Annotated in this window: 18 protein-coding genes; 5 read left to right on the plus strand and 13 right to left on the minus strand. The window is 67.1% G+C overall.

Annotated features, from left to right (window positions below; all coding sequences use genetic code 11):
* Positions 1–99: 99 nt before the first annotated feature.
* The gene (purF, locus tag ACGFNJ_RS35465; protein ID WP_393458637.1) at positions 100–1,680 is read right to left on the minus strand and encodes an amidophosphoribosyltransferase; all 1,581 of its coding nucleotides are present in this window, start codon (positions 1,678–1,680) and stop codon (positions 100–102) included.
* Between the two features lie 235 nt (positions 1,681–1,915).
* On the opposite strand from purF, the gene ACGFNJ_RS35470 reads away from it, so the two are divergent.
* Positions 1,916–3,184, plus strand: a complete 1,269-nt coding sequence (locus ACGFNJ_RS35470) for a YhgE/Pip domain-containing protein (RefSeq protein WP_393459248.1) — start codon at positions 1,916–1,918, stop codon at positions 3,182–3,184.
* Positions 3,185–3,221: 37 nt separating this feature from the next.
* Positions 3,222–4,232, plus strand: a complete 1,011-nt coding sequence (locus ACGFNJ_RS35475) for an acyl-CoA dehydrogenase family protein (RefSeq protein ID WP_393458640.1) — start codon at positions 3,222–3,224, stop codon at positions 4,230–4,232.
* A 166-nt stretch (positions 4,233–4,398) separates the two neighbouring features.
* Here ACGFNJ_RS35475 and ACGFNJ_RS35480 read toward each other — a convergent pair whose 3' ends face one another.
* The 4 genes from ACGFNJ_RS35480 to ACGFNJ_RS35495 form a co-directional block, all read right to left on the minus strand.
* On the minus strand, positions 4,399–4,791 hold the full coding sequence (locus ACGFNJ_RS35480) for a sterol carrier family protein (RefSeq protein ID WP_393458642.1): 393 nt from the start codon (positions 4,789–4,791) through the stop codon (positions 4,399–4,401).
* Positions 4,792–4,939: 148 nt separating this feature from the next.
* Positions 4,940–6,406 (minus strand): serine hydrolase domain-containing protein, encoded by a 1,467-nt coding sequence (locus tag ACGFNJ_RS35485; RefSeq protein WP_393458645.1) that lies wholly within the window; start codon positions 6,404–6,406, stop codon positions 4,940–4,942.
* Positions 6,407–6,547: 141 nt separating this feature from the next.
* Positions 6,548–7,180: a type II CAAX prenyl endopeptidase Rce1 family protein gene (locus ACGFNJ_RS35490; RefSeq protein WP_393458648.1), complete on the minus strand. Its 633-nt coding sequence runs from the start codon at positions 7,178–7,180 to the stop codon at positions 6,548–6,550.
* On the minus strand, positions 7,177–8,910 hold the full coding sequence (locus ACGFNJ_RS35495) for an alpha/beta hydrolase (RefSeq protein ID WP_393458651.1): 1,734 nt from the start codon (positions 8,908–8,910) through the stop codon (positions 7,177–7,179). The genes ACGFNJ_RS35490 and ACGFNJ_RS35495 overlap by 4 nt, the downstream gene beginning before the upstream one ends.
* Positions 8,911–9,138: 228 nt before the next feature.
* Here ACGFNJ_RS35495 and ACGFNJ_RS35500 point away from each other — a divergent pair, with 228 nt between their 5' ends.
* A complete protein-coding gene (locus tag ACGFNJ_RS35500) occupies positions 9,139–9,429 on the plus strand; it encodes a YiaA/YiaB family inner membrane protein (protein ID WP_393458654.1) in 291 nt (96 codons plus the stop codon).
* A 55-nt stretch (positions 9,430–9,484) separates the two neighbouring features.
* Here the strand turns inward: ACGFNJ_RS35500 and ACGFNJ_RS35505 are convergent, their stop codons facing one another.
* Both ACGFNJ_RS35505 and purL read right to left on the minus strand, forming a co-directional pair.
* The gene (locus tag ACGFNJ_RS35505; protein WP_393458657.1) at positions 9,485–11,212 is read right to left on the minus strand and encodes an alpha/beta hydrolase; all 1,728 of its coding nucleotides are present in this window, start codon (positions 11,210–11,212) and stop codon (positions 9,485–9,487) included.
* Between the two features lie 26 nt (positions 11,213–11,238).
* Positions 11,239–13,533, minus strand: coding sequence for a phosphoribosylformylglycinamidine synthase subunit PurL (purL, locus tag ACGFNJ_RS35510; protein WP_393458660.1), 2,295 nt, complete (start codon positions 13,531–13,533; stop codon positions 11,239–11,241).
* Positions 13,534–13,806: 273 nt separating this feature from the next.
* Here purL and ACGFNJ_RS35515 point away from each other — a divergent pair, with 273 nt between their 5' ends.
* Entirely contained in the window at positions 13,807–15,111 is a 1,305-nt protein-coding gene (locus ACGFNJ_RS35515; protein ID WP_393458663.1) for a glycosyltransferase 87 family protein, read from the plus strand.
* On the opposite strand, the gene ACGFNJ_RS35520 is transcribed toward ACGFNJ_RS35515, so the two are convergent.
* The 4 genes from ACGFNJ_RS35520 to ACGFNJ_RS35535 all read right to left on the minus strand — a co-directional run bounded on the left by ACGFNJ_RS35520 (position 15,060) and on the right by ACGFNJ_RS35535 (position 20,028).
* The gene (locus tag ACGFNJ_RS35520) at positions 15,060–16,358 is read right to left on the minus strand and encodes a M18 family aminopeptidase (protein ID WP_393458666.1); all 1,299 of its coding nucleotides are present in this window, start codon (positions 16,356–16,358) and stop codon (positions 15,060–15,062) included. The two genes, ACGFNJ_RS35515 and ACGFNJ_RS35520, sit on opposite strands and share 52 nt — an antisense overlap.
* A 47-nt stretch (positions 16,359–16,405) precedes the next feature.
* On the minus strand, positions 16,406–17,857 hold the full coding sequence (locus ACGFNJ_RS35525; protein ID WP_393458669.1) for a S1 family peptidase: 1,452 nt from the start codon (positions 17,855–17,857) through the stop codon (positions 16,406–16,408).
* A 111-nt stretch (positions 17,858–17,968) separates the two neighbouring features.
* Positions 17,969–19,177: an ABC transporter permease gene (locus ACGFNJ_RS35530; RefSeq protein ID WP_393458672.1), complete on the minus strand. Its 1,209-nt coding sequence runs from the start codon at positions 19,175–19,177 to the stop codon at positions 17,969–17,971.
* Positions 19,174–20,028, minus strand: coding sequence for an ABC transporter ATP-binding protein (locus ACGFNJ_RS35535; protein WP_393459251.1), 855 nt, complete (start codon positions 20,026–20,028; stop codon positions 19,174–19,176). The genes ACGFNJ_RS35530 and ACGFNJ_RS35535 overlap by 4 nt, the downstream gene beginning before the upstream one ends.
* Positions 20,029–20,579: 551 nt before the next feature.
* Between ACGFNJ_RS35535 and ACGFNJ_RS35540 the strand changes: the two genes are divergently transcribed.
* Positions 20,580–20,957 carry a hemophore-related protein gene (locus ACGFNJ_RS35540; RefSeq protein ID WP_393458675.1) on the plus strand — a complete coding sequence of 126 codons (378 nt, stop codon included), beginning with the start codon at positions 20,580–20,582 and terminating at the stop codon, positions 20,955–20,957.
* A gap of 835 nt (positions 20,958–21,792) precedes the next feature.
* On the opposite strand, the gene ACGFNJ_RS35545 is transcribed toward ACGFNJ_RS35540, so the two are convergent.
* A complete protein-coding gene (locus ACGFNJ_RS35545; protein ID WP_393458678.1) occupies positions 21,793–22,641 on the minus strand; it encodes a class I SAM-dependent methyltransferase in 849 nt (282 codons plus the stop codon).
* A gap of 235 nt (positions 22,642–22,876) precedes the next feature.
* A complete protein-coding gene (locus ACGFNJ_RS35550; protein WP_393458681.1) occupies positions 22,877–23,908 on the minus strand; it encodes an alpha/beta hydrolase in 1,032 nt (343 codons plus the stop codon).
* Positions 23,909–23,990: the final 82 nt, after the last annotated feature.

Here is a 23,990-nt window from a genome sequence, read left to right on the forward strand (position 1 = left end):
CGGCGTGGCCGGGTTCTTTGCTCTTCTCGGCATGGCCGGGCTCTTTGACTACCCCGTCCCTGCCAGCACGGCTTTTTCCCCGAACAGGAAGGCCGCCCCCTACGGACGGCTCAGCGCGCTCGCATTCGCATTGTCGGCCAACAGGATTGCCTCCGACTTACCCGTGAGCATGCCTTCGAGCACGTTCTTACCAATGGCAGCTTCCGTCGGCAGCGCGATCGGGTATTCCCCGTCGAAGCACGCGCAGCACAGCCGCGACCGCGGCTGCTCGGTGGCGGCGATCATGCCTTCGGTGGAGATATAGCCGAGCGTGTCGGCGCCGATCGAGCGGCGCACCCCCTCGACCATCTCGTCGAAGCTGCCTTCCGCACCGGATCCGTTGGCGATCAACTCGGCGGGCGAGGCGAAGTCGATGCCGTAGAAGCACGGCCACTTCACCGGCGGCGACGCGATCCGGACGTGGATCTCCAAGGCGCCTGCTTCGCGGAGCATCCGGATCAGCGCGCGCTGGGTGTTGCCGCGAACGATGGAGTCGTCGACGACGATGAGCCGCTTGCCGCGGATGACCTCACGCAGCGGGTTGAGCTTCAGTCGAATACCCAGCTGGCGGATGGTCTGACTCGGCTGAATGAAGGTGCGGCCGACGTAGGCGTTCTTCATCAGACCCTGGCCGTACGGCACACCCGAGCCTTGCGCGTAGCCGACCGCGGCGGGGGTGCCGGATTCGGGCACCGGGATGACCAGGTCCGCCTCCACCGGATGTTCCTTGGCCAGGCGGCGGCCGATCTCGACCCGGGTGGCGTGCACCGAGCGACCGGAGATGGTGCTGTCCGGCCTGGCCAGATAGACGTATTCGAAGACGCAGCCCTTGGGCTCGGGGTTGGCGAAGCGCATCGACCGCACGCCGTCGGCATCGATCGCCAGCAGTTCGCCGGGCTCGATCTCGCGGACGAAGGCGGCGCCGACGATGTCCAGCGCCGCGGTTTCGCTGGCAACAACCCAGCCACGGTCCAGCCTGCCGAGGCAGAGCGGGCGCACGCCGTGCGGATCACGCGCGGCGTAGAGGGTGTGCTCGTCCATGAAGGTGAGGCAGAACGCGCCGCGCAGCGTCGGGAGCAACTCCATCGCCGCCTGCTCGATGCTCGAGTCGGCGGAGGCGTGTGCGAGCAGCGCGGTGATCACGTCGGAGTCGGAGGTCGCGGCGATCGGCTGCGGGCGGCCGTTGGCCACCGTCGCGCCGATGAGCCCGAGTTCCCGTGCCCGGCCCGCCAATTCGGCGGTGTTCACCAGATTGCCGTTGTGCCCCAAGGCAAGTCCGGAGCCGACCGAGGTGGTTCGAAAGATGGGTTGGGCATTTTCCCAGGTCACGCCGCCGGTGGTGGAGTAGCGGCAGTGGCCGACGGCAATGTGGCCCGGCATGGCGGCCAAGGTCTGCTCGTCGAATACCTGACTGACCAACCCGAGGTCCTTGAAGACCAAGATCTGCGAACCGTCGGAAACCGCGATACCCGCCGCCTCCTGCCCGCGGTGCTGCAGCGCATACAAGCCGTAGTACGTGAGCTTCGCCACGTCCTCGCTCGGCGCCCAGACTCCGAACACGCCGCACTCTTCGCGCGGCTCGTTCTCGACCTGATCGGTGGTGGCGGATGTGCTTTCGACCGGCAGTTCGGCGTTGGTCACCGTTTGCTCCCTGTTCGGGCGGGCTGGGGGCAGGTCTCATTCTACGGGTGAATGTTCGATCGCGATCACCGCCACCGCATACGAGTAGCAATCCGGCCCGGCGCGAGTCCGGCGAATTCGGCATCGGTAGCTGTTACCGTGCGAAGCCGTGACGACTACCGACAGCGCGGATCACGGCAGCGAAGCGGGATCGAACACGCAGGCATCGGCGCCGCAGCGCCGGCCTTGGGCTCGTATGCTGCTGTTTCCCATCGCGGTGCTGACCTTGCTCACCGCACTGCTCGGCATCATGTATCTGGATTACGTCGTCGATCCGGAGAAGAACCTGCACGACTTTCCGATCGCGCTGGTGAACCAAGATGTGGGCGATGTCATTGCCACCGGCGGTCAGCAGCGGCAGGTGAACTTCGGAAACCAGATCACCGAGGCGCTCGAAAAGGGTGTGCCTGCGGACAAAGTCGATCTGCGGGTGATCAGCATCAGCGAGGCCGAACGGCAGCTGCAGTCCGGCGCGGTGTACGGCGCGATCGTCATTCCCGGCGATTTCAGCAAGCGGCTCGGCATCCTCGGCGTCGGCAGCGTGGTTCCCGGCGAGATGGAACGCCCGATCATCACCCTGCAGACCAATCCGCGCACCGGCGCGTTCGGCACCCAGATCGTGCTCCGGGTCGGCGATCAGGCGCTCACCGAGGTGAACAAGCAGGTCGGCAAGCAGCTCACGGATCAGGTGACCGAGCAGCTGAAGCCGCAGCCGGGCGGGCCGCCCGCGCCCGAGTTGTCCGGCGCGACCAGGGTCGCGCTCGCCGATCCGGTGAATGTGGTGGTGCAGCAGTATCACCCGCTGCCCGACGGCACCGGGCAAGGACTCAGCGCGTTCTTCTACGCGCTGTTGCTGCTGCTGGCCGGGGTGGTCGGCGCGATGGTCATCCACACCATGATCGACGCCCAGCTCGGCTTCGTGCCCACCGAGTACGGGCCGTGGTACGTGCACTACCCGCCGACGCCGATCTCCCGCTTCAGCACCTTGCTGATCAAATGGGGCGTCATGGCGGTGACCGCGAACATCGTCTCCGCGGTCTATCTCAGCGTTGCCACGATCCTCGACATGCCGATCGACCATCCGCTCGCGCTTTTCCTCTACAGCGCGCTCGCCATCATCGCCGTCGGCGTCACCTGTCTGTCCACGCTGGCCGCGATCGGCTCGGCGGGTCTGCTGGTCAACCTGATCCTGTTCATCGTCCTCGGCTTGCCGTCCTCCGGCGGCACCGTGCCGATCGAGGCCACTCCGAAGTACTTCGGCTGGCTTGCCTCCTTCGAGCCGATGCACCAGGTGTTCCTCGGCATCCGCGCCATCCTCTACTTCGACGCCAGTTTCGAGGCGGGCCTGGCCCGCGGCGTCTGGATGGCGGTAGTCGGTGTGGCGATCGGTCTGCTCGTCGGCGCGGTCGTCTCCCGCTTCTACGACTACAAGGGTCTGCACCGGACCAACCGCGTCGCAGCCTGAACACCGCACGCCCGGCATCGACCGCGATGATGGTCGGGTGACTTCGTGGATCGAGAGCGCGCAACGATTGGCCGAGGAGGTGCTCGCGCCGCACGCGAGCGCCGTCGACAGCAGCGGTGACATACCTCGCGAGCATTTCGATCAGCTCGCCGAGGCCGGTTTCTACGGCGCCGCGATGGGCGACGACATCGATCTGGCCGCCTTCACCGAGGTCGGCGAGATTCTCATCGCGGGCTGCCTGGCCACCTCCTTCGTCTGGGCACAGCACCACGGTGTCGCCAGGCGCGTCGCTACCTCGCCGAATCATGAACTGCGCGAGCGGTTCACCGAGGATCTGCGCACCGGGCGCGTGCGGTCGGGCGTCTCGTACGCGGGCGCCGCCGACCAGCCCGCGCTGATCGCCCGCCGGACCGACGGCGGCTACCTGCTCGAGGGCACAGCGCCGTTCATCACCGGATGGGGGCTGGTCGACATCGTCGGCGTGATGGCGCGGGATGCCGACGACGACGGATCGCTGATCAGCGTGATCGTGCCCGCCGAGGAGAGCGCGGCGCTCCGGGTCCGGCCGATACCGCTGACCGCCGCCGACGCGAGCCGGACCGTCACCGCGACCTTCGACGGGGTGCGGGTCGCCGACGCCGCGGTGGACAACCGGGTTTCGATGAAGTCGTTCCACGCGTCCTACATCATCGCGGCATGGCGCAACGGCTCGCTTGCGCTCGGCATCGTGCGCCGCTGCCTCGCCGAACTGGGCCGATTGGGTGTCGACCCCGCCGCGCTCGCCGACGAATCCGCGGCGATCCGTAAGGAATTGGACGCCGCGCTGCTCGGACAGTCCGATGTCTACCTCGCGCGGGCCCGCGCCTCCGAGCTCGCGATGCGCGCCGCCTCCGCACTCGTCACCGCCACCGGCAGCGCCGCGATCACCCGCGGCACCCTCGCCGAACGGTCGCTGCGCGAAGCCGCGTTCACGCTCGTGTTCGGTTCACGTCCGACGATCAAGAGCGCCCTACTCGACCGGCTGGCAGGCCCTGCCGTCGCGCACTGACGTTGGCTCGCGCCAGGATTCGCACCCGTTCTGTGGATCCGCACTCGTTCCGGGCGTCCAGAGAGAGTGCGGATCCACAGAACTAGTGCGGATTCTCAGAACCAGCGCGGAATTCGGGGACGAGCAGGCCAGGTGCCCGTACCGATGACCGTGGCGTGAAGTCGGGTCAGTCCGTGGCCGGGCGGGCGATGGGGAGCCAGTGGGCGACTTCGGGGGCGCGGCTGCCGGAGGCGGTGAGTGCGCCGGAGTGCATGGCGGTCTCGAAGTCGAGGAGGCCGGTGGCCAGCAGCAGCCAGGTGCGCGGGTCGGTCTCCACCACGTTGGGCGGGGTGCCTCGCGTGTGACGCGGGCCCTCGATGCATTGGACCGCGACGAACGGCGGCACTCGCACCTCCACCGAATGGCCCGGGGCCGAGGCGGCCAGGGCGCGGGCGGTGGCCCGGACCGCTGCCGCGAGCTCGGTGCGGCCGGGCGCCGGCAGCGACTCGTCGCTCAACCACGCGCTGACCGCGTCGACCGCCGATCGGAGTTCGGCCGCACTCACCGATTGTCGTGCCACCTCGGCGAGGTTACCGGGGTGGTCGGACAGGGCTATTCGCCGACGGCCCGGCCTGCGACTTCGGGAGGTTCGCCGAGTCGCATGGCGTAGACACGCAGAAACGCCGATAGGGCCGAGTTGTCGCTCGGCCCTATGGTTTCGCAAGCAATCAGTGGGCGGCCACCGGCCGCTTCGGCGTGGTGCGCATGCCGACATAGCAGGCTTGGGTGCCGTCGGTGAGGGTGGTGAAGACCACGGGCATGTAGTCCTCGCTGAAGGACGGGCCCGCACCGGAGGCGGCGAAGACAGTGTCGGACACGGGAGTCAGGTCCATGCTGAGCGGCGGGGACATGTCCTTCATCTCGTCGACGAATTCGTAGAGCATGTGGGCGGAGCCGTCGTCGCGCTTGCTGACGGTGATGACGACGCCCGCGCGACTGTACGTGCCGACGAACGGTTCGATGTCGACCTCGATGGGCGGGTCAGCAGGGGCGAAAGGCTCCGGCATGCGCACGCCTGCCAACTCGGCGAGCAGTTCACGGAACAGCGCCGCGTAAAGCTGGCGGGCGCCACCACCATTGGTGAGCAGCGCGACCGCGACGCCGGCCTCGGGAATGGCGCGCAGGTAGGCGTATTGCCCGATGGCGGCTCCGTCATGACCGAAGCCCTTGATGCCGTCCCAGTTGTACAAGGTCCAGCCGAGACCCCAGCCGTCGCCGCTGACGGTCCACTTGTCGGGCACCTCGATCTCCTGATGCTGCATTGCCGCAACGGTTTCCGCGGACAGCACCGAGGTGCCGTCGGCGGCGCGGCCGCCATCGAGGTGCATCTTGGCGAAGCGAACCATGTCGCCCGCCGTGCTGATGACCCTGGCCGCGGGCGCGACCGCGCGCGGCATGATGTCCCAGGCGGGCGCCGGGTCCGGATACTGTCCCGGATCGCCCAGGTGGCTCATCGCGACCCGGAACCGCAGCGCCTGTTCCGGCAGCGTGACCAGGTGGTCGAGACCGAGCGGGGTAGCGAGCAGGTCCTGCACGGCCTGGTCCCACGTCGTGCCGGTCACCACCTCGATGAGACGACCGAGCACAACGAAGCCGAGACCGCCGTACGAGGTGCCCGTTCCCGGCTTGCAGTCGAGCGCGACTTCCCTTGCCGCCTTGACGAATTCGGCGAGGCAGTCGTCACCGCGGCCTGCGTCGTAGTTGAAGTCGTTGGTCACGCCGCCGGTGTGGCTGAGCAGCTGCCGGACCGTGATCTGCGCGGTAGCTTCCGGATCCGGCGTCGCGAACTCGGGCAGCATGTCGACGACGGCGCCGTCGAGGTCGATCTTGCCCTGGTCGACGAGCCGCATGATCATCGTCGCGGTATAGACCTTGGCGGTCGAGCCGCACAGGAACACCGAATCGGTGGTGACCGCGACCCCGGTGCCGCGATGCAGTACGCCACTGGCGATTTCGTACACCTGACCGTCGACCAGGATCGCCAGCGATGCCCCTGGCACGTGGTGGGTCGCACGGAGCTCATCGAGCCGCTGCCGCCACTTGGCCACGGAGAACGTCCGGCCCGTCGTGGCGCTGCCCCACTCCCCCTGCGCCTTCCACTCGCCGGTGGCGTCCCAGTTCACGTTGTTCGACATCTCGTTCTCCCGCTGAAGATCCGTTGGCGCGTACGCCGTTCTCGTTATGCGAACACTGTACTCATTTGGGAACGGTGTGCGCAAGTGCGCGAGCGAACCTGCTGTTTTGCCTGGAAGAGTTGGTTCTAGAGCGCTGCGGAGTTATCGCGCGGTCGGGAGGCTGCGGGCCAGCCGGGGCGCGATGGCACCACCCGCATTAATGGCCAGGTGGAGCAGGGCCGGGGCAGTGGCACTCGCGGTGCGGCGGCGCAGCCAGCCGAGCGCGAAGCCGCCCGCGGCGGTGGCGGCGACCGCCACCGGGACGCTGTCGCCAACCGAACGGGCCGGGGTGATGTGCCAGAGGCCGAAGGTGAGCGCGCTGAGAACGGAGCCGATGCGGGAGCCGAAAGCATTGTCCAGCACAGGGTCGAGGGTGGCGCGGAAGATCAGTTCTTCGCTGTAGACGGTGCCGATCGGGATGTGCACTGCGACCCACTCGGTGGTGGAGACGTCGGGGCCGCGATCGGTGTAGTCCCGCAAGCCCTTTCGCACAGAGGGGATCGCGAGTGCTGCCGCGTAACCGGCGACGACGAGCGCGGCCGACCCAGTGCCGAAGCGAAATCCCTTTGCGGAGAACCAGTTCGGCTCGCCACGAAAGGCGAAGCCGTAGGCGGTCGCGAAACCCGCATTGACGACGGTCCTGCCCCGCACCCCGAGGCCGAGGGCAGGCAGCGCCCAATTGCTCCACACCATCGGAATACCAACGGCGGCAACGACTTGCGGGACTCGGCTCACTTGATCTTCCGTTCGAAATCCTCGGCCGCCTCGATCTCCGTCCGGATCCGGTCGGACATGTCCGCCGTCCAATCCGGCGGCGCGGCGATGGCAGCCCAGCCGTCGAGGACCAGGTTGCCGTAGCGGTGCCCGTGCCCGTCGGTGACCGCCTGGGCATTGGTGAGATCGGCGGCGACCTGCCAGAAGGTGACGAACGGCCACCAGCGCATCTGCGAGGACACGTCGGCGCCGCGCGGCTCGGACAGCCAATCCGGTTGCGAGAAGATGAGATCGGTCGACCACCAGACGATCGGGTCCGATGCGTGCTGCAGGTAGGCGATTCGTGGCGGCCGCCACTCGGTGGATGGCCGCGCGAGATCGGCGCTGTCCGAAGCGAATCGCACGACCAGACCGTCGGCATACACCGGCGCGACCTCCCGCGAGCCCGGGTCGCGACGCGAAACGAACTGCTCCCATAGTCGATTCGAGTTCGGCGGGCCGACCCACAGCGCGCCGTCCACCTTGGTGCGCAGGTCGGCGAGCCCGTCGAAGGCCGCCTCGGAACCCTGCGAGCCGAGGCTCTCCCCGTACACCAGCAGCTTCGGCCGCTGATCCCGCGGCCGCACGCTCCAGTGCCGGTACACCGCGTCGAACAGGTTGCGCCCCGCGGTCGTCGCCTTGCCTCGGTCCGCGAGGAACGACAGCACGCTCGGGAGATACGAGTACTGCGAGGCGACGATCGCGCTGTCGCCCCCATACATGTACTCGATCGCCCCGGCCGCCATCGCATTCACCCAGCCGGTGCCGGTGGTGGTGATCACCACCAGCACCTTGCGGTCGAAGGCTCCGGTGCGCTCGAGCTCGGCCGCCGCGAGTTCGGCCGGATCCTGCTCTCCTTCAGCCGATTCCAGGCCGACGTACGCGCGGATCGGCTCCTTGGCGGGCTTGCCGGTCACCTCGCCGATCTTGCTCGCGGTGGGTCCGTGCGAAACGAACCACCGCCCTTCGTAACCCAGCGTCTCCCACTTCGCCAGCGACCCGGGACTACCGGACCGTTCCGGCTGCACCGGCTGCACCGCGTTCATCGATGTGTGATCGTTGCGCACGCTGAACGCCGAGTTGGCGACGGCGAAGAAGGCCCGCGAGGCCACACCGTTGAAGACCGTCACGGTCAGCACGATGAGCACGAGCAGTCCGGCGGCGGGCGCCAGCTCCCTCGGCACCCGCACCCAGCGGTTGAGCAACCTGGCCAGGAACAGAATGATCTCGCGCACCGTCCGATACGAGGCGACCACCGCCGCGCCGACCGCCATGCTCAGCAGCCCGGTGCGCAGGTACGCCGGGGTGGTGGTGCCCGCCATGCCCATCAGCGCGGTGATCTCGCGCTGCCAGCGCGCCGACTGCACCAGCATCAACGCCGCACTCACCGCGGCGGTGAGCAGGATCGCGGATTTCACCGAGTAGCGCACCCAGGTCGGCGGCGGCGTGATCTTCAGCCGCGGCCGCACCCACAGCCGGAACAGCCATTCGAGCACGCAGCCGACCCCGTAGCCGAGTGCGGCGTTGATCCCGCTGATCAATCCTTGGAACAGCCAGTCCCGCGGCAGCAGCGACGGCGTCACCGACAGCGCGAAGAACACGGTCGCGACGACCAGGCCGACGTAGTTCAGATCGATGATGTCTTCCACGCGCCGCACGAGGACGACGCCGCGCGCACGCAGCTTCGTCAGGGTGGATGCGGTGTCGAACACGAGAGCTCAGCGCGCGCGGGGTTCGGGCGCTGGCGGCGGGTCGGTGATCATCACCCGAACAGTATGGCGGTTGTGGTCGTTTTCCAGCGCCCTGCGCCATGCGTGTTCGCGGTCACCGACCACGCGGCGCCCGGGCCGAAACCCACGTTGACGGCGTCGGCAACTACCCACGGCGCTCGAGTAGTTGTACGCGGTTGCCCGCGAACGGATGTCAGCAGAATTCTTGCCATGAGTACCAGCAACGGCCAGTCGAAGACCACGTCGGCTTTCATCGTGCAGTCGGCGATCGCGTTCGGCGCCAGCTTCATCGGGACCGGCATCGGCCTCTGCTATCTGCCACTGGACATCTGGCAGCGCGGGTTCCTCGCAATGTCTTTGCTCTTCCTGGTAACCAGCACCTTCACCCTGGCGAAGGTGGTGCGTGACCAGCACGAGGCTGCGACCGTGCACGGTCGCATCGATCAGGCACGGATGGAAAAGCTGCTCGCCGAGCACGATCCGTTCAACACCGTCGCCTGACGCCAGCTGGGCGGGCCTGGTGCACGAGGGGTCCCGGCCCGCTCAGTTTCGGCACTCACTTGAGTGAGCGTTCGCGAATCGCCGACTCCGCCAAGTAGTTTCGGATTCGATCCGAAAGGTCGGCGGACCACTCCGGTGGCTCGGCGAGCGCGGCCCATGCATCGAGCACCAGCGTGCCGTACCGATGCCCGTGCCCGTCGTTGACGCCCTGCGCATTCGGCAGATCCGCGGCGACCTGCCAGAACGTGACGATCGGATACCACGCCATGGTCGGCGACACGTCGGCGCCGCGGCGCTCCCGCAGCCAATCCGGTTCGCTGAACAGCAGATCCGGCGACCACCAGACCACCGGATCGGACGCGTGCTGCAGATACGCGATGCGCGGGGTGAGCCAGGTGCTGCCCGGCTGCCACAGGTCGCCGCGGCTGTCGGCGAAGCGAACAACCAGCCCGTCGGCGTAGGTCGGCAGCACCTCGGGGGAGCCGGGATCGCGGCGGGCGGTGAATTCGCCCCACAGTCGATTCGAGTTGGGCGGCCCGACCCACAGCACCCCGTCGGATTTCGCGCGCAGATCGGCCAACCCGGTGAACGCGCCCTCGGAGCCCTGCGAGCCGAGGCTCTCGCCGTAGACGAGCAGCTTCGGGCGGGCCTCGGCGGGGCGCGCCGACCAGTGCTCATACACCTTGTCGAACACCAGCTTTCCCATCCGGGTCGCCTTCGCCTTGTCCGAAAGGAACGAAAGCACGCTGGGCAGATACGAATACTGGGTGGCGACGATCGCGGTGTCGCCGCCGTACATCATCTCGACGGATTCGGCGCTGGTGGAATCGACCCAGCCGGTGCCGGTCGTCGTCACCACGACCAGCGCCTTGCGGTCGAAGGCGCCGGTGCGTTCCAGTTCCGCGACGGCGAGCTCGGCCTGGGCTTGCGGGCCGTCGGCCGATTCCAATCCGGTGTACACCCGGATCGGCTCGCGCGCGGGTTTGCCGGTGACCCTTGCGATGTCGGCGGCGCTCGGCACGTAGGAGACGAACCAGCGGCCTTCCGAGCCGAGCGTCTCCCACTTCGCCAGCGAGGCCGGGCTGCCCGAGCGTTCCGGCAGCTGCGGCTGGGCGGCGTTGGGCGAGGTGTGGCTGTTGCGCACGCTGAACGCCGAATTCGCCACGGCGAAAAAGCCTTTGGCCAGCACGCCGTTGAAGAGCGTTACCGCGAGGACGGCCACGACGAGGAAGCCGATCGGCAAGGCGAATCGGCGCGGAATATGCACCCACTCGGTGAGTTCGCCTGCCACCCACCGGACCAACCAGCGGACGCCGCGAAATACCCCGATCACCAAGGCGATCACCGCGACACTGAGCGCACCGGTGCGCAGGAAGCCGGAGGTGGTGATGTCGTCCATCCCCATCAGCGTGGTGATCTCGCGCTGCCACCGCGCCGACTGCACCAGCATGACGAGCACCGTGACCACGCAGCCGATCAGCACGGCGACCTTGCCCGCGGTGGGCAGCCAGCGGGGCAGCTCGGCGAATACCTGTGCGGCGCCGGCGGGCACCGGTATCCGCGGCCGAATCCACCGGCGGAACAACCACTCCAGCAGACAGCCGACGCCGTAGCCGATCGCGGCGTTGACGCCGCCGATGAGGCCTTCGAACAACCAATCCCGCGGCAGCAGCGAGGGAGTCAGCGACAACGCGAAGAACAGCGTCGCGCCGACCACCCCGACATAGTTCGGGCGAAAGAAACGCTCGACGGCGCCGACCACCCGGCCGGCGCCCTCGCGCACTGAGACCTGCTGAGCCTCAGCGCCTGTCACGCCACACTTGCCCCGAACAACTTCGGCAGCGTGCCCTCGTGCGCGGCACGCAGCTCGTCCATGGGGACGGAGAACTGCCCTTGCACCTCAATGGAATCCGCGCCCTGGTCGACAACGCCGATGCGCGTCCACGGCAGTTCGCGCGCGGTGCACATCTTGGTGAACCGGGTCTCCTCCGAACGCGGCACCGCGACGAGCACGCGACCCGCCGACTCGGAGAACAACGCGACGAACGGATCGGCGCCCTCGGGAAGCAGCACCCGACACCCGGTTTCGCCCGCCAGCGCGGCCTCGACGACGGCCTGGATCAGCCCGCCCTCCGAAAGGTCGTGTGCGGCACTGATCATGCCGTCGCGCGAGCCAGCGGTGAGCACCTCGGCGAGCAGCTGCTCGCGCGCGAAGTCGACCTTCGGCGGCACGCCGCCGAGGTGATCGTGCACGACCTGGGACCAGATGGAGCCGTCGAACTCGTCGGCGGTGTCGCCGAGCAGGATCAGCGTCTCGCCCGGCTCGAGCCCGAGGCCGGTCGGGATGCGCCGGTGCACGTCGTCGATGACGCCGAGCACACCGACCACCGGGGTCGGCAGGATGGCGGTCTGCCCGGTCTGGTTGTAGAAGCTCACGTTGCCGCCGGTGACCGGAATGCCAAGGGCGACACAGCCGTCCGCGAGGCCGCGGACGGCCTGCTGGAACTGCCACATCACGCCGGGATCCTCGGGGGAACCGAAGTTCAGGCAGTTGGTGACGGCCTTCGGGGTGGCGCCGGTGGTGGCGACATTGCGGTAGGCCTCGGCCAACGCCAGTTGCGCGCCGGTGTAGGGATCCAGCTTGGTGTAGCGGCCGGACGCGTCGGTGGCCAGCGCGATGCCGCGGCCGGTCTGCTCGTCGATCCGGATGACGCCCGCGTCGGCGTGCTCGGCGAGCACGGTGTTGCCGCGCACGTAGCGGTCGTACTGCTCGGTGATCCACTTGCGGCTGCACAGCTGCGGGCTGGCCAGCAGCTGCAGCAGGGTCGCGCGCAGTTCGTCGCCGGTCTTCGGGCGGGTCAATGCGGCTGTGCTGTCGGCGATCAGCGCGTCCTGCTCGTCCGGACGCCGCACCGGGCGCTCGTACACCGGGCCCTCGTGGGCGACGGTGCGCGGCGGCACGTCGACGACGGTCTCGCCGTGCCAGGTGATGACCAGCCGGTCGCCGTCGGTGACCTCACCGATGTCGGTGGCGATCACATCCCACTTGCGGCAGACCGCCATGAACGCGTCCACGTTCTCCGGGGTGACGACCGCGCACATGCGCTCCTGCGATTCGCTGGAGAGCACCTCGGCCGGGGTCATGCCCTCGGCGCGCAGCGGAACCCGGTCCAGCGCGATGTGCATGCCGCCGTCGCCCGCGGCCGCCAGTTCCGAAGTGGCGCAGGACAGCCCGGCGCCGCCGAGGTCCTGGATGCCGACCACCAGCTTGGCCGCGTACAGCTCGAGACAGCACTCGATGAGCACCTTCTCGGTGAACGGGTCGCCGACCTGCACGCTCGGCAGCTTCTTGCGCCCGGTGCCCGACTCGTCGCCGGAGAAGGTGTCCGAAGCGAGCACGGAGACGCCGCCGATGCCGTCGAGGCCGGTGCGCGCGCCGAACAGGATGATCTTGTTGCCGGTGCCGGAGGCGAAGGCGAGGTGCAGGTCCTCCACCCGCATCACGCCGGCGCACAGCGCGTTCACCAACGGGTTGCCTTGGTAGGACGCGTCGAACACAGTCTCGCCGCCGATATTCGGCAGGCCGAGCGAGTTGCCGTACCCGCCGACACCGCGGACAACGCCGTCCACCACGCGCCGGGTGTCGGGCGCATCCGCCGCGCCGAAGCGCAGCTGGTCCATCACCGCGATCGGCCTGGCGCCCATCGCCATGATGTCGCGCACGATGCCGCCGACGCCGGTGGCCGCACCCTGGTAGGGCTCCACATAAGACGGGTGGTTGTGGCTCTCGACCTTGAAGGTGACCGCCCAGCCGTCGCCGACGTCGACGACGCCCGCGTTCTCGCCGATGCCTGCGAGCATCGAGGCCCGCATCTCCTCGGTGGTGGTCTGCCCGAAGTAGCGCAGGTGCACCTTCGACGACTTGTAGGAGCAGTGCTCGCTCCACATCACCGAATACATCGCCAGTTCGGCGTCGGTCGGGCGGCGGCCGAGGATTTCCTTGATGCGCGCGTACTCGTCGTCCTTCAGACCCAGCTCTTTATAGGGTTGCGGCACGTCGGGAGATGCTGCGGCTGCGCTGACGGTGTCGACCTGCGGAGTCACGGGGTGCAGTGTCCTTTCGACATGATCGGGAGCGCTACGTGGTTACGCTGCGCTGCCGCCTCCACGCTCGACCCGATCGTGTCAGGGTCCTCTCGGGCCGGGAGCGCGAAGCTGGGGATTCGCCTGGAAGTCTAGCTGTGACCGTTGACGATCACCGGGCCGGATCGGACTCACGCCCGGTTCGCCGGATTCCTGTGCCTCAGGTCACAGATGGCGCGGGTAGAATCGCGCGCCGACGGCGATCACACCACCGGTCACAGATACCCTGGGCCCGTGAACGAACGATCGGGGATTGCGGATTCCGCTGAGCCGGTTGTCTCGAAGGACGAGCGGCCCGCCGCGACCTCCGAGCCTGCCGCGCCGCCGCGCGTTCCGATGTCGCGCGAACAGCTGCGCTGGCTGCTCGTCGCGATCGGCCTGTTCGCGGTGTCTGCGGTCGTCTCGCTACTTGCCCACTGGTGGTCGGGCTACATCGATCTCCAGGTGTACCGCAACGGCGCCCGCGTCTGGCTCGACGACGGCGAGCTGTACGGGCCGATGCCGCCGGTCGCCGGGATCGGGCTGCCGTTCACCTATCCCCCACTGGCCGCCTTGTTCTTCGCGCCGCTCGCGCTGATACCGCTGGCCGTGGCCGAGGTGCTGGTGTTGGTGACCTCACTGGTGAGCCTCGGCGTCACCCTGTGGTTGGTGCTGGCCAGGATCCGGCCCGAACTGTCCCGCGTCAGCACCATGACCATCGTCATCGGCGCGATCGCGGTGCTGCAGACCTTCGAGCCGCTGCGTCAGACCTTCGGCTTCGGCCAGATCAACCTGGTGCTGATGGCCGCGATCACCCTGGATTGCCTGGTGCGCAAGCCGTTCTGGCCGCGCGGCATGCTGATCGGCATCGCGGTGTCGGTGAAGCTGATTCCCGGTGGGTATCTGCTGTACTTCCTGCTGCGCAGGGATTGGAAGGCGGCTGGCACGCTGATCGGGTCCGCGATCGCCGCGATCGGCCTCGGATTCCTGCTGTTTCCCAAGGATTCGGCCGAGTACTGGTTCCACACGCTCGCCGACACCGGGCGGATCGGCCCGCCCTATTTCGCGGGCAACCAGTCGATCAAGGGCATGGTGTTCCGCCTCGGCCTCGACGACTCGCTGGCCACCCTGCTGTGGATCGCGCTGTCGCTGGTGGCCGTCGCGCTCGCGGCGGTATGGATGCACCGGCTGATCGGCGCGGGCGCGACGGTGGCCGCGCTGATGGTGAATGCCGCGGCGGTGCTGCTGGTTTCGCCGATCTCCTGGTCGCACCACTGGGTGTGGATCGCACCTGCGCTCGTGGTGACGGCGGACGCGATCGTGCGCGGCAGGCGCAACCCGCGACTGCTCTGGGCGGTCGGGGCGATGACGGTGATGTTCATCATCGGGCCGCAGTGGCTGCTGCCGCACGCCGGCGACAAGGAGCTCGACTGGGCGTGGTGGCAGCAGCTCATCGGCAGCAGCTATGTGCTCGCGACCCTCGCGGTGTTCGTCGTCGCCGTCGCCACCTATCGCCCGGCGACCGCCGGGGTGAGGAAGGCGGCCAGCGCCGCCGCATAGGCCGGAACGTCTGCGGCGCCCATCATTTCGCGCGCCGAGTGCATGGCCAGCTGGGCCGCGCCCACGTCGACGGTCGTCATGCCGGTGCCTGCCGCGGTCATCGGGCCGATGGTCGATCCGCAGGGCAGATCGGCGCGATGCACGTAGCGCTGCAACGAAACTCCGGCCTGCGCGCAGGCCAGCGCGAACGCGCCTGCCCCCGCCGCGTCGGTGGCGTAACGCAGGTTCTGATTGACCTTGAGCACCGGTCCGCCGTTCACCGCGATGCGATGCGCGGGCTCGTGCCGGTCCGCGTAGTTGGGGTGCGTCGCATGCGCCATGTCGCCGGACGCGCAGACCGAACCGGCCAGCGCGGCAAGGAATTCGGCGCGGCCGCCACCGCGCGCGAGCACGATCCGTTCCAGCACCGTCGACAACAGATCGGATTGGGCGCCGCGATCGGACTGGCTGCCGACCTCCTCGTGGTCGAACATGGCGAGCACGGGAATGGCCGCGCCCGGCTCGTCGATCGCGGCGAGGAAGGCATGCAGGCCTGCGTAGCAGGTGCCCTGGTTGTCCAGTCGCGGCGCGCTGACCAGATCGCGGTCGCGCCCGACGATCGCGCTCGGCGTCAGATCGTGGGTCATCAGTTCCCAGCCGAGCACCGCCGCCGGATCGACCTCGGCGTGCTCGGCGACGAACCGCAGGAACGAGCGCGGTTCGCGGCCGACTCCCCACACCGCGTTGACGTGCCGCTGCGGATCCAGCGTGACGCCCTTGCGGTCGTCGGACAGATGGATGGCCAGCTGCGGCACCCGCAGGATCGGCTCATCGATGCGAACGAGCCGCTCGCTCACCGTGTCTCCGTCGCGCACGCTCAACCGCCCGGAGATGCCGAGCTCCCGGTCCAGCCAGGAATTGAGCCAGGCGCCGCCGTACGGCTCGAGACCGACCAGCTGCCAGCCGGCCGATGCCAGGTCGGGATACTGCTTGACGCGCAGGTTCGGGCTGTCGGTGTGCGCGCCGACCACGCGGAACGGGGTCGGTCCCGCCGCGTCCGCCGTCGCCCAGGCGATCAGCGAGCCACCGCGCACCACAAAGTGTTTGCTCGGGCCGTCCGACGGCCACTGCTGCCCCTCGGCGAGCTCGGTGAATCCGTGCGCCGCCAGCTCGCCCGCCACCGTCTGGCAGACGTGGAACGGCGAGGGCGAGGCATCGATGAAGGCGCAGAGTCCGGCGGCGGTGGCGGCGGTAGCGGAAACGGGCATCCCTGAATCCTAGGCACCGACGGGTCTCGCTACCCGTCGGCGCGTGCTCACTTGGTGCGGAGGGTGAGGCCCGGATTGTCCCGCAGCACAGTGCTGATCGGCTGGCCGAGCAGCACGGGGAGGTGACCACAGCTGCCGTCCAGCGGCGTGATGTGCGTGATGATGGCGCTGTTGATCCCGACCGCCTTGGTGCCTGCCATGATCGGCCCGCCGCTGTCGCCCTGATGACCACACAGGGTGGTGTAGAACATGTCCTCCACCCGGACCACTTCGGCGTCGTGGCCGGGGATGCCGCGCAGCATGGCGGTCTGGTTGGCGGCGATCACAATGCCGCAGGAGTACCCGGACCGGAATCCGGACTTGCAGATGGCGCTGCCCGCGATCGGTTCGGTCGTGCCGTCGATGTGCACGACCTGTCGCCCGTCGGCGCCGACGCTGACCGGCGAGCGCGGCCTGCCGCTGCTGCCCGCCTCCAGCTCCTCGTTGCTGCTTCCGGTGGCGACCGACGGCGTGGCAGGCGAGAGCTGGCCCGCCGAGACCAGGTTGTTCTGGAACCGCTTCGCGGACTCCTTGTTGATGCGCAGGATCCCGTAGTCGTGCGGGGCGAAGCTGGAACTCTCGAAATGACCGAGCTCGGCGCCGTGCTTGACCTTCTCACCCTGCGGCAATTTCATGCCGTCCTGCGTGGCGAAGGTGGCGAAGACCCGCTGGGCTTCCTTCGTCCGGTCGGCCTCTTCGACGAGGTTGTTCGGATCGCAATGTCCCGCGGTGATGTTCACCGTGTTGCCGTCGGCATCGGTGCCGTTGAAACCGTAGGAGCAGCGATGGGTTTCGCTGCCGACCACGATGGCGTAGGACTGGCCGCCGACGATGTCGCCGCCCGCCAGTTCCTGGCCTGCGATGGCCTGCGCCGTGAGTGGTGTGTTGTCCGGCCGAGCTTCCAGCGGCAGCGCGTTCACCGACCGGACCGGTCCCACCTCGGCCGGAAACTGCACGTCTTTGGCCAGGCGCACCGCGAGACTGTTGGCGGCCACGTCGATGCCGTATCCGGCAATCGATGCGGCGACGGTGGTGGACTGCGTGCCGAGCCAGCGCTCGAAGGTGCTGCGGCGGTTACGCAGGGTGGCCTCGCTGTCGGCCACCGACTCCACCGCGAATCCCGCCGCCTCCGCGGCCGCCCGCGCGTTCTCCGCGCTCACCCCGTCGGTGAGCGAGACGACCGGACGGCCGCCGTCCATCCGGATTCCGGCGAAGGCGGCCGGGTGCGCGAGCCGGGCGGTCTTGGCGAACTCGGCAAGTCGCTGGGTGATGTCGACCCGTTGCAGGTATTCGGCGGGGTCGATGCCGAGGTCCCGTTTCACGGCGTCGATCAGACCCTGTGGCAGCGTGGCCGAATCGGGTTCCGGGACCGCCGAAGCGGGGTATCCGACCGATCCGGCCACGGCTAGTGCGACACAGCAACCCAGCGCCGCACGGCGCGCACGGGTACCGAACTCCATTCGAGCTGCCTCCTGACGAACACGACAGTGGGACAGCCGCTGATGCTATAGTCACACCAGTCACAAAACGGACCAAACGGTCCCGTCGCGTGTCGGCGGAACCGGTCGCTGTTATGCGGGGGCGGCCAGCGCGGTGCGCAACGACACCCGGCCGCCGGTGAGCAGCACGGCATTGCCGTAGATCCGGCCTGCGAGCCGCGCGACCAGCGCGATGGTGAGCACCATCAGACCCAGCGCGCACAGCACCTGCCAGCCGGGCACCTCGTAGGCCGCCCGCATCGGCATCAGCACCGGAGAGAACAGCGGAATCATCGACAGCACCGTCAGCGACGTGCCGTGCGGATCCGCCGGAACCATCGTCTGCCCGATCAGATACGCCGCGATCACCAACACCGACACCGGAACCGCCACCGCCGCGAGATCCTCCTGCCGCGACACCAGCGACGCGGCCGCCGCGATCACCAGGGCATAGAGGAAGTAGCCGAGCAGGTACCACAGCACCGCCCAGCCGACGACGCCGCCGATCACCGTCGCCGAAAGATCAAGCACGCCAGTGGCGAAGGCGGTGCCGAGACCGACCGCCGCGAGCACCGCCACCTGGATGATGGTCACGATCCCGATGCCGAGCACCTTGCCGGCCAACAGTTCCCACGGCCGGATCGTCGCAAGCAACAGCTCCACAATGCGATTGGCCTTCTCCTCCACCACGCCCTGTCCGGTCAGCTGAATGCTGATCAGCAGCATCACGTAGGTGAGAATGCCGACCACCGCCGAAACACCCACTCGCGCGCCCTGATGCTCCTCGCCCGATTCCAGCGGCTGCACGGCGACCTTCGCCTCGGCGATCGCCTGCTCGACCGTCACCGGATCCCCACCGAGCCAACTGATTTCCTGATGCAGCGCGGCCTGCCGCACGACCAGGCCGAACGCGGTCCGAAGTCCGTCCGGCAGCGACGATTTCACCACCACCTGCAGCTGCCCGTTCGACGTGCCGACGAGCAACGCCGCAAGGTCGCCTGCGCGCACCTGCTGCTCGCCGGGATCGCGGTCGATCACCACGGTCTCGATCGGCTGCCCCGACGCCTGACCCGCGGCGGCGAGTAACGGCTGGAACTGCGCCGTATCCGCCGTCATACCAACCTTTTCCGGCGCAGCGGCGTTGCCCTGACCGAGGAAGTGGAACACCAGCACCGTGCCGACGACGGCGAGCACCAGCACCGCCGTGATCGCGGCAAAGGCTTTCGACCGGACCCTGGTGTTGATCTCCCGCGTTGCGACGATCTGGATCGCCTGCACCGACGAAACGTGCGCACTGCTCATGCCGCCGCCTCCACCTTCGGGTCCACCGTCGCGTCCCGGAACAAATCGGTCAAAGTGGGCAATACTCGGCCGAATTCGCGCACCGGTCCGGCGGCCATCGCGGTCGCGAGGATGTAGTGGTCTTCGGCGTGGTCATCGAGACGCAGGATCCAGCGGGACGCCTCGCGCTCGTCCACGGAGACGCCTGGCATGCGGGTGATCAGGTCGTCGTCGAGGCCGGGTGCGTCGATCACGACCCGCGCCGGGCCACGGCTGCGCAGTTCGTCCACAGTCCCGCACGCCACCATGGTGCCGTTGCGGACGATGCCGACTCGGTCACAGATCCGTTCGACCAGATCGAGCTGATGCGACGAGAACAGCACGGGGCTACCACGTTCCACGCTGCGTTCGCGCAGCACCGCGCTCATCACGTCCACCGCAACGGGATCCAGCCCGGAGAACGGCTCGTCCAGCACCAGGATGTCCGGATTGTGCACGAGCGCCGTGGCCAGTTGCACCCGTTGCTGATTGCCGAGGCTGAGTTTCAAAACATCGTCCTCGGCCCGCTTTTCGATGCCGAGTCGCATCATCCACAGCTCCGCCGCCGACGACGCCTCGAACTGCGAAAGACCGTGCAGCCGAGCGAAGTACTGCAGTTGCGCGCCCACCTTCATCCTCGGGTACAGCCCGCGCTCCTCCGGCATGTAGCCGATGCGCCGCCGCGCGGCCAGATCCACGGGTTTCCCCTCCCACCTGACCTCGCCGGCGTCGGCGGCCATCACGCCCATGATGAGCCGCATCGTCGTCGTCTTGCCTGCCCCATTGGAGCCGACGAACCCGAAGAGCTCACCGGGGCGCACATCGAATGTCATGTCGGACAACGCGACAAAGTCTCCGTACCGCTTGCTCAAACCTGCAATCTCCAACACGCGAACTTCGCTACCTTCCGTTCGTCGCACGACTGTCTTCGCGTCCACGCGGGCGCGCCGTCGCCGTGAACTCCACCGGCGAGCGCCGCTGCGGGGCACGGCGACACCATGCCAGAAACAACGTATTCCGCCCGTTCAACACACCGAAATGCTCGGCCATCGCCGAATGTGAATCACTGCTCGTCACCTTATGGCGTTTGCATGATTGCGCGGTCGAATACGTTTATACCGCACAACCTTCCGCCTAAATACCGGCCCTGCCGTTCACGACTCCGAGAACCGGCCGTACTCCGATGAACCATTCTAATCGTCACGGTGACGACGACCGATGCGGATTCGACGAACCGACCGCATTCGGGCACGACGCAACAGCTTTCGCGACAACCCGCTGACAGATATCTGCGCTGTCTTCCCATACCGCAAGTGCTTTGTTGAGTACCATCACGCCGGGTCGCTGACCCACATAGTCGAACGAACTACATGAAGGGTGCTACATGACGATGCGCAAAACCAGGTACACCATCGCCGCACTGGCGATCGGCGGATTCTCAACGGCCGCCGCACTGTTCGGATCGGGCGCCGCTTCCGCGAGCCTGGTCGACGACATGGCGCCGCTGCTGACGACGACATGCTCATTCAGTCAGATCGACGCCGCAATTCACCAGGTGGCACCGGAGGCGGCAGCACGGCTCGACGCGGCGCCGATCCAGAAAGCCGCACTGGAAATGACCATCTCGCAGCCGGCCGAACAGCGCGCGGCAATGTACAAGATGCTGGCCGACAACGGGAACCAGGTCAGCACGATGGACGGCTTCAATCCCGAAGCCGGTCCGGTCATGCGCCAGGCCGCGGCCACCTGCCACACCTTCTGACCTGCGCAGACATCGACTGTGCCTGGACAGGCACATTCGTTGCTATGCCCAGCTTTTCGAGATGCCGAGTACCGCGGAGTTAGACGATCGCAATCGCTATATCTACCCGATGCAGTAAAGTCAAATCAGCATTGGGGGCGGCGTCTTTCCATCGCTCAGACCCACGAAGGCGGCAATATCGCCGACATTCAGGTCAATTGAGCAGATGTCCAGAAAGTAAGTCGTCGCGAAATTTCCGACACGCCGCGACAGTTCAACGTCAACAACGTGACACTTGGCATGATCTCTCTTGCTAGACCACACTCAACTGACGAAAAGGAGTAACTCGTGCTTCTGTCTGTGACTCTCCCCCTCGGTCTCGGTGTCGCTGCTACCCTCGGCCTGGTTGTGGCCGCTCTCGGCCTGCTGTAACAGCCTCCGGGACTCGGGGTCAAGCGTCGGCAGGAGGGACGCTTGGCCCCGATTTCTGATTACTAGAATCTGGTTCGAATCCGATTCAGGTTCTGTTGCTACACCCACACTGATCGACCTACCAAAGGAGTAAATCGTGCTGCTGTCTGTGACTCTGCCCCTTGGCGCCGGCCTGGCTGCCGTTGTCGCTTTGGCTGTCACCGCGCTCGGCTTGCTGTAACCAAAGCCTTTTAACGAAAAAGCGGGTTCGAGCGTCTGCAGGCGCTCGAGCCCGCTTTTCGTATGTCCGGAGTATGTGCAGTCGGGTTCGCAGCTATTTTGCCGTAGGTCGAGCACGTCGCAACGACGAGATTTCCGGTAAATAGAAAACGGCGGCCGCGCCGATCGTTTCCGACCGGCAGGCCGCCGCAGTGGTGTCGCTACGTTACGAGGGAGACAGGCGAAGCACGCCGCCCCATGGCCGTCCCCCGGTGTTGCGTGGGTCCGGCTCGAGCAGCGGGGCAAGAGCCTTCAGATGCCACGGCAGGCGGTTGGCCTTGCGCGCGGTCATGTACACCGACTCCACATCCGTTGCGGTCCAACCACGTTCTTCGAAAAACGCGATCGGATCGTCGGACACGAACCGGAACGGCGCGTTCGCGAAGAGGGTGCCGCAGCTCTTCTCCATGGCGTTCTGCATCGTCGCGTTCATGACGTCGACGATCCACCAGTTGACGTTCGCCTTGCGCAGCGCGCTGGACAACTCGCCGACCTGATCGTCGTCCAGGTACTGGACGAGTCCTTCGGTGATGACCAACGTGTTCGCCGGGCTGGTGACCTCCGCGGCCAGGAACGCCCGCATCGTCTCGGCATCGGAGAGGTCGACCGTGTGCCGCTGCAGGCGGCAGGTCGGCACCTCATCGGCAAGCAGCCGCTCCTTCTCGGCGAGCAGCCGAGGCAGGTCGGCCTCGACCCAGAGCAGCTCCGGCGACAGGTCGAGCCGGTAGGGCCGCGTATCGAGGCCTGCCGCCAGGTTCAGCACCTTCCGGCACCCGTGCGCAAGCGCGTCCTGAATCAGATCATCGATGATCTTGGTTCGAACGACGACGCCCAATCCGGTTCGCATTTTGCGTGGCGCGGCGTTGATGATCTCGTAGCCGCTCGGGCCTGCCATGCGGTCGGCAAATGGATCACAGAATAGTGCGTCTTTTCGGGAAGATTCGATCGCCCGATATGCAGCTGCCCATCGCGCGGTGTCGGAAACATCGGTAATCAAGGGCTCTGTAGATACCATGCAGGCAGGATATACGGGCGCACAGCTCAGGTATGCCGATCAGCTCGGCGTGTCAGCGCAGGCAGCACGCGGCGCAAATGTTGCTGAGCCAATTCGCATTACACGTACACAAAATCGACGTGCGTCGAAATACGCACGCCGCGCCCGGAGTAGGCGCGTGGCCGATCGCTATACCTGTGCTAGCTATCGGCCACGCACCGTAAATTCCCGGCAGTTCAACTCTCTTGCGTTGGAACTACTTCTCCGACAATCCCATGCCGCGCGCGAGCACCGGCCACGACCGCTTGAACTCGTCCTGCCAGTAACCCCAGGAATGCGTACCCGAGGTGAAGTGGAAGGTCGCGGGGATACCCAGCGACTCCAGCTTCTGCTGCATATTGCGCGTGCAGTAGTTGGTGGCCGCCTCGATCAAGCCACCGACAGCCATTTGCCCGGCCAACGCTTCCGGCCCGATCTGGTTGTCGTCGTTGTCGACCTGAGTCCGGTTTCCACCGAGCTGCTCGTTACGACCATTGATCGTGTCGTACTTGCCGGGGCTACCGTCGCCCGACGAGAAGTACATTTCCAGTCCACGCAACTTGTCGGCGTGCACCAGCGCATCGTTGGCCGCCCATTCGGGCGAGCCCGTCGGGCCCCACATGTTGTCGGTGTTGCCGCCGCCCATGCCGACCACTGCCCTGACAAAGGCGGTGCCGAGATTGTCGCTGGTCTGGGCGCAACCGCTGTAGGCAGCGACGGCCTTGTAGAGGCCGGGCTTGGCGATCGGCATCGTCAGCACGGTGGTTCCCGCGGTGGAGATGCCCGCGATGCCGTTGGTGCCGTTGGTGTTGAACGCCGAGTCGATCAGCGGCGGCAGTTCCTCGGTGAGGTAGGTCTTCCATTTGTTGCGGCCGAGTACCGGATCGTCGTTGATCCAGTCGGCGTAGTAACTGAACGGCCCGCCGATCGGCATGACCAGGTTGACGTCCTTGTCCGCCATGAACTGACGAATGTCGGTCTGCACCTGCCACGAGGCGAGACCCTCGCCGCCGTCGGCGCCATTCAGCAGATAAAGAGCAGGCCGCGGCTTCGAGGCATTCGCGGGGAGTTGCACCTCGACCGGGAAAGTCTTGTCCATCGCCGCGGAATGCACCTGCAGCCGGACATTACGGTCATCGATCTGTTCGACACCTTCGATTCGCGAGCCGTCCGCGGATACCGCATTGGTGGCGATACGCACGGGCGTGAGCGGCTCAGCAGAAACTGAAACAGCGCCGAATCCAGTCATAACACCGACAAGCAGCCCAGCTACCGCGGTGCCGACCGCGACAGTACTGCGCGAGAACACAGGTTTCACTACGCTTGGGAAG

It is taken from the genome of Nocardia sp. NPDC049149 (assembly GCF_043197455.1).
In the GTDB taxonomy this organism is placed as follows: domain Bacteria; phylum Actinomycetota; class Actinomycetes; order Mycobacteriales; family Mycobacteriaceae; genus Nocardia.